The 11,132-nt window shown below is 65.5% G+C and carries 10 protein-coding genes; 7 read left to right on the forward strand and 3 right to left on the reverse strand.

Annotation, left to right across the window (positions count from 1 at the left end; genetic code table 11):
- The first annotated feature begins 16 nt into the window (after positions 1-16).
- Entirely contained in the window at positions 17-700 is a 684-nt protein-coding gene (locus NKJ20_RS27760) for an outer membrane lipoprotein carrier protein LolA (RefSeq protein ID WP_352450147.1), read from the forward strand.
- A gap of 321 nt (positions 701-1,021) precedes the next feature.
- Positions 1,022-1,828, forward strand: a complete 807-nt coding sequence (locus NKJ20_RS27765) for an exodeoxyribonuclease III (RefSeq protein ID WP_352748451.1) — start codon at positions 1,022-1,024, stop codon at positions 1,826-1,828.
- Positions 1,829-1,848: 20 nt separating this feature from the next.
- On the opposite strand, the gene NKJ20_RS27770 is transcribed toward NKJ20_RS27765, so the two are convergent.
- Genes NKJ20_RS27770 through NKJ20_RS27780 form a run of 3 tightly spaced genes read right to left on the reverse strand, consistent with a single transcriptional unit; the run spans position 1,849 to position 5,028 of the window.
- Positions 1,849-2,700 carry a TIGR01459 family HAD-type hydrolase gene (locus tag NKJ20_RS27770; protein ID WP_352748454.1) on the reverse strand — a complete coding sequence of 284 codons (852 nt, stop codon included), beginning with the start codon at positions 2,698-2,700 and terminating at the stop codon, positions 1,849-1,851.
- Positions 2,697-3,983 (reverse strand): FGGY-family carbohydrate kinase, encoded by a 1,287-nt coding sequence (locus NKJ20_RS27775; RefSeq protein ID WP_352748457.1) that lies wholly within the window; start codon positions 3,981-3,983, stop codon positions 2,697-2,699. Before NKJ20_RS27775 ends, NKJ20_RS27770 begins: the two co-directional genes overlap by 4 nt.
- A 1-nt stretch (position 3,984) precedes the next feature.
- Positions 3,985-5,028, reverse strand: a complete 1,044-nt coding sequence (locus tag NKJ20_RS27780; RefSeq protein ID WP_352748461.1) for a class II aldolase/adducin family protein — start codon at positions 5,026-5,028, stop codon at positions 3,985-3,987.
- 228 nt (positions 5,029-5,256) lie between these two features.
- Between NKJ20_RS27780 and NKJ20_RS27785 the strand changes: the two genes are divergently transcribed.
- From NKJ20_RS27785 to NKJ20_RS27805, 5 genes are all read left to right on the forward strand, one after another.
- Positions 5,257-6,039: a DeoR/GlpR family DNA-binding transcription regulator gene (locus NKJ20_RS27785; RefSeq protein WP_352748463.1), complete on the forward strand. Its 783-nt coding sequence runs from the start codon at positions 5,257-5,259 to the stop codon at positions 6,037-6,039.
- Positions 6,036-7,415, forward strand: coding sequence for an FGGY-family carbohydrate kinase (locus NKJ20_RS27790; protein ID WP_352748466.1), 1,380 nt, complete (start codon positions 6,036-6,038; stop codon positions 7,413-7,415). The genes NKJ20_RS27785 and NKJ20_RS27790 overlap by 4 nt, the downstream gene beginning before the upstream one ends.
- Positions 7,412-8,956, forward strand: a complete 1,545-nt coding sequence (locus tag NKJ20_RS27795) for a sugar ABC transporter ATP-binding protein (RefSeq protein ID WP_352748469.1) — start codon at positions 7,412-7,414, stop codon at positions 8,954-8,956. Before NKJ20_RS27790 ends, NKJ20_RS27795 begins: the two co-directional genes overlap by 4 nt.
- A 20-nt stretch (positions 8,957-8,976) precedes the next feature.
- A complete protein-coding gene (locus tag NKJ20_RS27800) occupies positions 8,977-9,954 on the forward strand; it encodes an ABC transporter permease subunit (RefSeq protein WP_502894527.1) in 978 nt (325 codons plus the stop codon).
- Positions 9,955-10,040: 86 nt separating this feature from the next.
- Positions 10,041-10,979: an ABC transporter substrate-binding protein gene (locus NKJ20_RS27805; protein WP_352748472.1), complete on the forward strand. Its 939-nt coding sequence runs from the start codon at positions 10,041-10,043 to the stop codon at positions 10,977-10,979.
- Positions 10,980-11,132: the final 153 nt, after the last annotated feature.

Here is an 11,132-nt window from a genome sequence, read left to right on the forward strand (position 1 = left end):
GATGATGGTGACCGGCATGAAAAACGCAACTCTCGCCCAAAGCAGGGATTTCGCCCCAACCCGCCGGCAGGTGCTCGGCCTCGGCCTGGTCCTGGCCGGTGCGGCGGCCGCCAATGTCGTGCCCGGCTTCCAGCTGCTGGCGTCGGCGCAAGCAGCGGTTCCGGCGACGGCGCAGAAGATCGCCGATCATTTCTCCTCGGTCAAATCGATGAGCGGCGAGTTTGTGCAGTTCGGGCCCAAGGGCGAGCAGACCGGCGGCAAGTTCTTTCTGGAACGACCGGGCAAGATACGCTTCAATTATGACGGCGCCTCGAATTTCAGGGTGATTTCCGACGGCAAGTCGGTGGTCATCCTCAACAAGAAGCTGCGGACCTCCGACCTCTATCCGCTGTCGAAGACGCCGCTGAAGCTGCTGCTCGACGACAAGATCGATCTGTCGGGTGGACGCGTCAGAAGCGTCAAGGAAGAGGACGATCTCACCACCATCCAGCTTGCCGACAAATCGGTGTTCGGCAATTCGAAGATCACCATGATGTTCGATCCGAAATCCTATGAATTGCGGCAGTGGACCATCACCGATGCGCAAGGCAAGGATACGACGGTGATGATCTTCAACACCAAGGAGGGCGTCAGCTTCGCCCCCGACACCTTCGCCATCGACTATACGGCGAACCGCGAGCTGAACACCAAGACGCGGTAAATTCTCTTCGGGCGTCAGCGCCGCCCCTCACCTGCCTGCCGGCATCCTCTCCCCGTATAGTGACGGGGAGAGGGGCGCTCTCATCGTCGGTTTCGCCAATTTTTCGCATTGCAAAAAGAGCACCAAGCGTGCGGCCAGCCCCTTCTCCCCGTCACTATACGGGGAGAAGGTGTCGGCAGACGGATGAGGGGCAGCACCGGACTCGACCATGACAGGCTCGGCCAAGCGCCGGCTTGTCTTTGCGGTGCGCGGCTGGCAGTAGTTTCCGCGATTGACTTCCGCCGGACCCATCCGGCGGATCTCGCGTTGTCCGGAACCCACATGCCGTTTTCAGTCGCTACCTGGAACATCAACTCCGTCCGGCTACGTATGCCGATCGTCGAACGCCTGCTGGTCGAGCAGGCGCCGGACGTGCTCTGCCTGCAGGAAACCAAGGTTCCGGACGAATTGTTTCCGGAGAAGGCGTTCCGCAAGCTCGGCTACGAGCACATCGCCTTCCATGGCCAGAAGGGCTATCACGGCGTTGCCACCATAGCGCGGCGGCCGATCGAGGTGGTCGAAAAGCGCCGCTTCTGCGAGATCGACGACAGCCGGCATCTGTCGGTCACCGTCAACGCCGGCGGCAAAACGATCCTGCTGCACAATTTCTACGTTCCGGCCGGCGGCGACGAGCCCGACCCGGCCGTCAACCGCAAGTTCAAGCACAAGCTCGATTTCGTTGCCGAGATGAACGCCGTCCGCGCCGAGCATGACGAGCACTCCGGCTCGATCCTGGTCGGCGACCTCAACATCGCGCCGCTCGAGCACGATGTCTGGTCGCACAAGCAGCTCCTCAATGTCGTCAGCCATACGCCGGTCGAGACGGAAAACTTCGAGGCAATGCGGCTCGCCGGCGACTGGATCGACCTGATGCGGCTCAATGTGCCCTACGAGGAGAAACTCTACACCTGGTGGAGCTATCGCGCCCAGGATTGGCAGGCCTCAAATCGCGGCCGCCGCCTCGACCATGTCTGGTCGTCGCCAAACCTGGTGCCGCATTTTGCCGGCTCTGAAATCCTGCGGCCGGCGCGCGGCTGGGAGCGGCCCTCGGACCATGTGCCGGTGATCGGGCGTTTCAACCTGGATTAGCTTTGTCTCGCCCTAACAACTCAGCGAAACCTGAAGCTATCCGCGATGTAGTCGGGACGGGCGTTCAGCGTGGCGAAAACGTCCTCCAGGTCAGGCGCCCCCGCCAATATGCCCGACAGGACCAGCGTCGTCGCGACGCCGACGCCGTTGCCGCCGGCGATGTCGTGCTCGACGCTGTCGCCGACGCAGATCACGCTGTCGCGCTCCGGGTGGCCCGCCAGTGCCAGCGCTGCCTCGAATATCTGCGGATTGGGCTTGCCAATGCGCACCACGCTGCCGCCGAGGCTCTCATAGAGATCGGCGAGCCGGCCGGCGCCGAAGCGAGGGCCGACGGCAGTCAGCATGATCTTGTCGGGATTGGTGCAGAAGCATGGCACCCGCCGCGCCGCCGCCGGACCAAGAAGCCGGCGATAATGGTCGAGGTCGTAGCGATCGCCCTCGCTGGCGGAAATCAGCACCAGTTCGGCATCGTCGCCGTCCTTGGCCAGGACGAAGGGCAGGCCGTCGACAGCCGAACGGTCATTGTCGCGGCGGATCAGCAGGCATTTTGTCTGCGGGCGCAGGGCTCCGGATGCTGCCATTTGGTGGAAGGAGCGCCACGCCACCTCGCCGGAGGAGACAAAGTGATCCCAGCTTCCCGGTTCGAAGCCGAGCTTCAGCAGGCGGCGCTCATTGGGTTGCGCCCGCTTGCCGGAATTCGAGATCAGTACGATGGTCTTGCCGGCGCGCTTGAGTGCCGACAACGCTTCGACAGCACCTGGATAGGCGCTGGTGCCGTCGTGCAGCACACCAAATTGGTCGAGCAGGAACACCTGATAGCGGTCGGTCAGCGCGGCGATGCCGTCGAGGTGTTGAATTGCCTTGGCCGTCATAAAAGCCCCGCTGCGCTTGCGCCCATCAGCGCCAGCCGCGCCGTGCCGGCAGCGGCCTCCTCCGAAAGAGCCGGCACGAGAGCGACGCCAAGCTTGCGCTGCCGGATCGCTGTCCAGGCCGGATTGGCCGCACCGCCGCCGACGCTCCTGACCGATGTCAGCCGGGGGGCGCCGAGTTCGGCAAGCCGGCGATAGCCGAGCGCTTCGATCGCCGCAATACCCTCGAACATCGCTTTCAGATAGTCGGCGTCGTCGGCGGGCCGCGGCTCGAGGCGCGGCGGCAGCGCCGGATCGGCTATGGGGAAGCGTTCGCCCGGCGCCGGCAGCGGGTAATAATCGAGGCCGGTCTTCGTCGCCGGGTCGATTTTTTTGCTGAGTTCGACAATGCGGGCGACGGGGAAATGCTGGGCCAGCACCTTGCCGCCGGAGTTCGAGGCGCCGCCCGCCAGGTAGGTGTCACCCAGCCGATGGCTGTAGATGCCGAATTGCGGCGCCGAGATCGGCCGGTCGGAGAGGATCTTGATGGTCAGCGACGAGCCGAGCGCGGTAACGCCGTCGCCCGCGGCACTCGCACCGGTCGCCAGGAATGAGGCGCAGCCATCCGTCGTGCCGGCAACGATAACCACGTCGCGCGGCAGGCCGAACATTTTCGCAGCGCTGGCGGTGAGCGTGTCCGTGACATCGCCCGGCCGCACGACGCGGGGCAGGAATTCCATGCGCACGCCGGTCGCCGCGATCCAGTCCGGCCAGCGCCGGGCCTCGACGTCGTAGCCGGTCTTCAGGGCGTTGTTCTCGTCGCTGACATCGAAGCGGCCGGAAAACTGTCCGGCGATCCAGTCTGCCTGGTGCAGCACAGTGGCGACGCCGGGCAGGTGCTGGAAAGACAGCGCCTTGGCGAGACCGGAGGTCGCCCCAAGTGCAGCGCTCGTTGCCGGTGCCGCGCCGGCTATTGCTGTCAGAATAGTGTCGTCAGCGACCTTGTCGTTGTACATCAGCGGTTCGGCCAGCGGCCGCCCGGCGCCGTCGACCGGCAGCAGCGTGCCCGACGTACCGTCGACGGCGATCGAGCGCACTGCCGCGCGATCGATACATTTGAGCAGTTCCGCCAACGTCGCGCCGACCGCCTCCCACCATATGGCGGGGTCGCGGCCGTTCGGCCCAAATCGCTCGAGGGCAATAGCGGAATGCGCGGCAATGGAAAAGTCCGGACGCATGGCGACGGCGCGCGCGCCGGATGTGCCGATGTCGATGCCGATGGCAAGCGGACCAGACGAACGCGGCATGTCAGCTGCCTCCGGCATTGAGTTTCTGGCGATATTTTTCGGCGTCCCAGTTGATCAGCTCGTCATTCTCCGCCGCTGTCAGATAATTCAGCTTCGCCGCGACATCGATCCGCGCTGTCACGTCGGAAAGGCAGCGCTGCATGGCGTCGGCACCGGCGCCGGCGTCGCCGCGCATCAACACGCCGAGTCCAGGAAACAGGATCGCCACGGGTGCGGCGCCGCAGCGCTCGATGACGCGCTTCACACCCTCGTCCGGTCTCGCCACGACCGAGCCTTCGCCGAGAAAGATGACGTGGTCGGGGTAGAGGCTGCCACCCGAAGCCATGCGGCAGCTTTCGGGGTCGATCGCCACCGCATGCGCCTCAACGTCCGCCGGCAATCTGTAGTCGCTGTCGCCGGCGCGCGCCGTCAATGCCGCGATGTCCGGTTCCGCCACCCGGCGCGGCGGCCGCGCCAACAGTCGTGTCACGCGCCGCAGCAGCATGTCGGCCGCGGCGACGGTCTCGGCTGCAACGACCAGGCCGTGATTGCCGAGGATCAGGATATCCACGCCTGGCCGAAGGCGCTCGGCGATACCCTGCGCGAGCGGCAGTCCCGGCCGGCGATAGGGAACATACGCCCATTGATGGCCGTCGAGCCGCCTGGCGGCCTCGGCCTCGCAGTCGGCCTGCACGGCCAGCGAAATGGTCTCGACGCAGTGAACATGCAGAACGATGCGCTGCGGCATCAGCGCATGCACGGTGGTCTCGATCGACGGGCGCAAGCCGCGCGCGTTGAGGGCGCCGACAGTGAAGGCCTGCGGCTGTTCGGCGGCCGGGTCGCGCCGTTCGATGGCGTCGAGCAATGGCGGGATGCCGACCGGCACCATGATGTCCGCGATGAGCGCGTCCTTCAGCCAGGTGCCGGAGGCCTTGATCCAGAGCGTGTCGCCGGCTTTCAGCGAGGTGTTGCCGCCGGCGGCCTGGGTCAGATGCGGGTCGCTGCCGATGGCGGCCGAAAGCGACCGCAGCGCTGCCAGTTCCTGCGCATCCGCACTGATCGTCATCGAAATTCCTCCACAAACCGGCCGCGTGGCCACGGCTTTGGACGTCCCGGTGCCGGGACGAAGACCGACGCTGGTATCGCAGATGCGAGTAAGTTACGTCAACAGTGATGTTATCGCGTCAGATCAGGCTTGCAATCCGAGGCGTGTTGAGTAAGTTGCACCAATTGCCGTGCAAAATGGCAATGCCGTGCAAAATGCTTGGGAGGCAAGCGCATTGGGAGGTAAGGGTTGAGCGACTCCGGCCGCCAGCGCCAGATTGTCGAGCTTTTGCGGGACCGGCCTTTCGCATCGGTGCGCGAGCTGCAGGAGCGGCTTGGCGTGTCGGCGGCGACAGTGCGGCGCGACATCGACAAGATCGACGAGGCCGGCGAAGCGCGCAAGGTCTATGGCGGCATCTCGGCGCTCGATGGCGCTTCGCAAGCCGGCGTCGCCTATGCCAGGCCCTATGACGAGAACCGCGACCTCGCCGTCGAGGCCAAGCGGCAGATCGCCGCTCTCGCCGTCACCATGGTGCGCGACGGCGACGCGGTCATCGTGCATGGCGGTTCGACCTGCTTCCATCTCGGCGTCAAGCTCGCCGACCGCAACATCCGGCTCTACACCAACTCGATGCCGCTCGCGGCCTATCTCAGCGACCACGGCCATTGCGGCCTCACCGTCGCCGGCGGCGAACTGCACCGCGAGCCGGGCATCATCCATTCGCTGACGCAGACGGTGCCGTTCTACGCCTCGAAGTTCTTTCTCGGCGCGCAAGGCATCGGCCAGGAAGGCCTTCTGGAATCGCACCCGCTGCTGGTCCGCTCGATCGTCGAGCTCAGCCTCTGCGCCGACCAGATCGTCGTGCTGGCCGACAGCCGAAAACTGTCGATCCACGCGCGCAATGTGGCACTGCCGCTGTCGCGGATCGGCACGCTGGTCACCGATGACGGCCTGTCCGAGACAGATGCCCGCATGCTCGAAGATGCCGGCGTCATGGTGCGGATCGCGGCTTCCTCGGGAGGCGCCCAGTGAACATCGCCGTCCTCGATTTCGGCAAGACCAATTCGAAGCTGTTCGTCTTCGGCCAGGACGGACAGATCCTCGACGAGCGCCGCAGCCAGCCGAGCTGGATCCACAAAGGCGGCTTCAGCGTGCTCAACGAGCCAGCGCTGCACGACTGGGCGGCTCGCGCCATCGATGCTGCAGTCGACACGCATGGCGTGGAAGGGCTGATGGTATCCGGCCATGGCTGCACCTTCGCGTTGGTCGACGAAGCCGCGCTGACGCATCCGATCCTCGATTACGAGCAGGAACCGCCAGCTGAAATCGCCGCGCAGATCGACCGCCGCATTCCGGATTTTGCCGAGACCTTTTCGCCGCGCCTGCCGCTTGGCTTCAACTACGGCCGCCACATGTTGTGGCTGAACGAGGTGGAGCCCGGTGCCTTCGCCGCAGCGAGATCGATCCTCGGCTACCCCCAATATTGGAGCTGGCGGTTTGGCGGCCGGCCGGTATCGGAAGTGTCGTATCTTGGCTGCCACTCGCATTTATGGGCGCCGCGCAAACGCGATTTCAGCTCGCTGGTCGATGCCGAGGGCTGGCGCGGCCAGATGCCCGCCTTCGAGCGCGCCGGCGCGGTGATCGGCGAGCAGCGCTTCGGCCAGGCCGCGAAGCCAGTCGCCATCCATAATGGCGTCCACGACAGCAATGCCGCGCTCCATGCCTACCGCCGGCAGCAGCTCGGGCCGGTGACCGTGGTCTCGACCGGCACCTGGGTGGTCGTGCTCAATCCCGACTGCCCGCTCGACGCACTCGACGGCGAGCGCGACATGCTGGTCAATGTCGATGTCGATGGCGGCCCGGTGCCAACCGTCCGCTTCATGGGCGGGCGCGAATTCGCCACGATCAGCGCCGGCTGGCAGGGCGCAATCGCGCCGTCATCGATACAACGGGTGATCGACGCCGGCATTATGGCGCTGCCGAGCTTCGCGCCCGGCGGCCCGATGCCGCACCGCCGCGGCGAACTGGTCGGGCGTACGCCCAATGCCGAGGAACGCGCGGCCATGGCGCTGCTCTATGTCGCGCTGATGGTCGATCTGTGCCTCGAGTTGATCCATTCGGACAACACAGTGATCGTCGACGGCGGCCTGAACAATGGCGGGCTGCTTGCCGCGTTGCTGGCGCAGTTGCGGCCCGGGCAGGCTTTCCTGCAGGGCGCAACGCTGGAGGGCAGCGCCACCGGTGCTGCCGCACTTGCCTTCGAAAGCGTCGGACGCGAGTTTGCCACCGAAGCGCCGGAGGCGGTGCATGCGGCAAGTTTCAGCGGCCTTGCCGGCTATCGCAACGACTGGCGCGGCCTTGCCGCCGACCGGGCTGTGGCCAGCGCAGCTGCAGGAGGTGCGCGATGAGCGCCGCCGCCCGGATCGAGACGGTGCGCCAGCCGGTGCTGGAGATGCGCCACATCTCCAAGACGTTCGCTGCGATCCGCGCCTTGCACGATGTGTCGCTGACCGTTCACGCCGGCGAGCTGCACGCGCTGATGGGCGAAAACGGTGCCGGCAAGTCGACGCTGATGAAGGTGCTGTCCGGCGCCTACCGGCCGGACCCCGGCGGCGAAATCCTGATCGACGGCGTGCCGGCCGCGACGGGCGACCCGATCAAGGCGCGCGCCGCCGGCATTGCGGTCATATATCAGGAGCTGTCGCTGGCGCCTAATCTGTCGGTAGCGCAGAACATTTTTCTCGGCAACGAGCCGCGACGGTTCGGCGTTGTCGACCGCGAGCAGTGCAATCGGCGCGCCAGCGAGATCATCGCGCGGCTCGGCGTGACCTTCTCGGCGCGCACTCCGGTCGCAAGCCTGTCGCTCGGCGAGCGACAGCTGGTGGAAATCGCCCGCGCGCTGTCGACCAATGCGCGTATCATCGTCATGGACGAGCCGACCACGTCGCTGACCTCGCGTGAGACCGACCGGCTGTTCGACGTGATCGCGACGCTGAAGTCGCAAGGCATCGCCATCATCTACATCAGCCACCGCATGGAAGAGGTCTACCAGCTCGCCGACCGCGTCAGCGTGCTACGCGACAGCGGCTATGTCGGCACGCTCGACCGCGCCGACCTGAACGCCTCGCGCCTGGTATCGATGATGGTCGGGCGCGATCTGTCGACGTTCTACAAGAAGGATCACCGTCCGCCGGACAGCAAGCGCGCCATCGCGCTGTCGGTGCGCGGCATGTCGGACGGCAATCTCATAAAGAATTGTTCCTTCGACCTCCACAAGGGCGAGGTGCTGGCACTGGCCGGCCTGGTCGGCTCGGGCCGCACCGAACTGGCACGGCTGATCTTCGGCGCCGACAGGCACACATCAGGCATGCTGGAGCTCGGCGGCAAACCGATATCCATCGGTTCGCCGAGCGAGGCGCTCGATGCCGGCATCGCCTACCTGACCGAGGACCGCAAGCAACTTGGCCTGTTTCTCGACATGTCGATCTCCGACAATATCAGCATGGGCGTGCTGGCAAAGGACGCGAAGGCCGGCGGTTTGCGCGACTTCACGGCTGCCGAAAAGCGCGCCGCCAAGGCGGTGTCAGACCTCTCCATCCGCACCAGCTCGGTGCAGGCCAATGCCGGCTCGCTGTCGGGCGGCAACCAGCAGAAGGTGCTGCTCGCCCGCCTGCTGGAAACCGAGCCGCAGGTCGTCATCCTCGATGAGCCGACCCGCGGCGTCGATGTCGGGGCGAAGTCGGAAATCTATCGGCTGATCGACAATCTGGCCAAGAAAGGCATCGCCATCCTGATGATCTCCAGCGAACTGCCGGAGGTGATCGGCATCGCCGACCGCGTGCTGGTGATGCGCGACGGCACCATTGCCGGCGAGGTGACGGCGTCGGAGGGCGAGCCGCTGCGGCAGGAAGCGATCATGGAACTTGCAACGGGAGCGGCTCAGCGATGACCGACAAGGTGGCCGACACGATGAAAGCGGACGACCGGGCGGTCGGCAGGAGCACGAGATGGCGTACCGCCATCGCCGCACTCGGCATGCTGCCGATCCTGATCCTGCTGGCGGTCGGCTTCCAGTTCATCAATCCGCGCTTTTTCACCCAGACCAATCTGCTGATCGTCATGCAGCAATCGTCGATCAACATCGTGCTGGCCGCCGGCATGACCTTCGTCATCCTGACCGGCGGCATCGACCTGTCCGTCGGCTCGATCCTTGCCGCCTCGGCGATGGTGGCGGTGATGGTGTCGCTGGTGCCCGATTGGGGACTGCTGGGCGTGCCTGCGGCCATTCTCGTCGGGCTCGGTTTCGGCGTCATCAACGGGCTGCTGATCGCCTATATCAAGCTGCCGCCCTTCATCGTCACGCTGGGATCGCTGACCGCCGTGCGCGGCGTCGCCCGCCTGCTCGGCCAGGACACGACGGTGTTCAACGCGGACCTGCCGTTCGACTTCATCGGCAACGGTTCGCTGTTCGGCATTCCGTGGCTGGTAATCATCGCGCTGGCGGTCGTCGTCCTGTCCTGGCTGGTGCTCAAGCGCACCGTGCTCGGCACCTGGATCTACGCCGTCGGCGGCAACGCCGAGGCCGCCAGGCTGACCGGCATCAAGGTGCCGCTGGTGCTGCTCTTCGTCTACGGCGTTTCCGGCCTTCTGGCCGGCCTTGGCGGCGCCATGTCGGCGGCCCGGCTCTATGCCGCCAACGGGCTTCAGCTCGGCCAGTCCTACGAACTCGACGCCATTGCCGCAGTCATCCTCGGCGGCACCAGTTTCGTCGGCGGTGTCGGCTCGATCTGGGGCACGCTGATCGGCGGCCTGATCATCGCCGTGCTGTCCAACGGGCTCATCCTCGCCGGTGTTTCGGACATCTGGCAGTACATCATCAAGGGATTGGTCATCATCGTGGCGGTCGCCCTCGACCGTTACCGGCTCCAGGCAGGAGCAAGAACGTGATGGCCCTTAGTCGCCGGCATCCAACGAGCCGGTTTCATGTGTAACGCACCGTGAGAGGCGCGGGGCATCAGGAGGAAAATAAAACAATGAAGACCATCGCTAAACTGCTCTGCGGCGTCGCCCTTGCGGCCGCCGTCATCGCGCCGGCATCGGCAAAGGATCTGAACAAAGTCGGCATCTCGGTCGGACTGCTCGGCAACCCGTTCTTCGTCGCCACCATCAAGGGCATCGAGGACGCGGCCAAGAAGATCAACCCGAATGTGCAGGTGACCTCGGTATCGGCCGACTACGATCTCAACAAGCAGGTATCGCAGGTCGATTCCTTCATCGCTGCCGGTGTCGACGTCATCATGCTCAACGCAGTCGATGCCAAGGCGATCGCGCCGGCGGTGAAGAAGGCGCAGGCGGCCGGCATCGTCGTTGCCGCTTTCGACGTTTCGGCGCCGGGCGCCGACGTCACCGTGATGACCAACAACGTCAAGGCCGGCGAAGAGGCGTGCCAGTATCTGGTCGATCATACCGGCGGCAAGGGCGACTATGTCATCCTCAATGGCCCGGCCTCGTCGTCGATCCTGGAGCGGGTCAAGGGCTGCAAGGACGTGCTGGCAAAGCACCCCGACATCAGGATCCTTTCCGACGACCAGAACGCCGAAGGCTCGCGTGACGGCGGCCTGAAAGTGTTCCAGTCGCTGCTGACGCGTTTCGACAAGGTCGACGCGGTCTTCGCCATCAACGATCCGACGGCGATCGGCGCCCAGCTTGCGGCCAAGCAGCTCAACCGCTCGGAGTTCATCTTCACCGCGGTCGACGGTGCACCCGATATCGAGAAGGAACTCGCCTCCGGCACGTCGATGATCAAGGCCTCGGCTTCGCAGGATCCCTATGTGATGGCCGGCCAGTCGCTGACGATGGCGGCTGACCTGCTTGCCGGCAAGAAGCCGGCCGAGCCGACGGTGCTGCTCGACCCGAAGCTGATCACGGCCGACAATTTGAAGGATTACAAGGGCTGGACCGCGGCTCGCTAAGCCTCCCAAGCCTGGTGGGGGGGGGGGGGGAGGGCGGGCCGCGCCGGGGGGGGGGTGGGGGGCGGGGGGGGGGACGCGGGTTATGGAGAGGAATTTGGGGTGGTGGAGGTGGGGGGGGGGGGCCGCGCGGCCGCGGGCGCGCCGGGGGGCGGG

Source organism: Mesorhizobium sp. M0185 (assembly GCF_040322175.1).
In the GTDB taxonomy this organism is placed as follows: domain Bacteria; phylum Pseudomonadota; class Alphaproteobacteria; order Rhizobiales; family Rhizobiaceae; genus Mesorhizobium.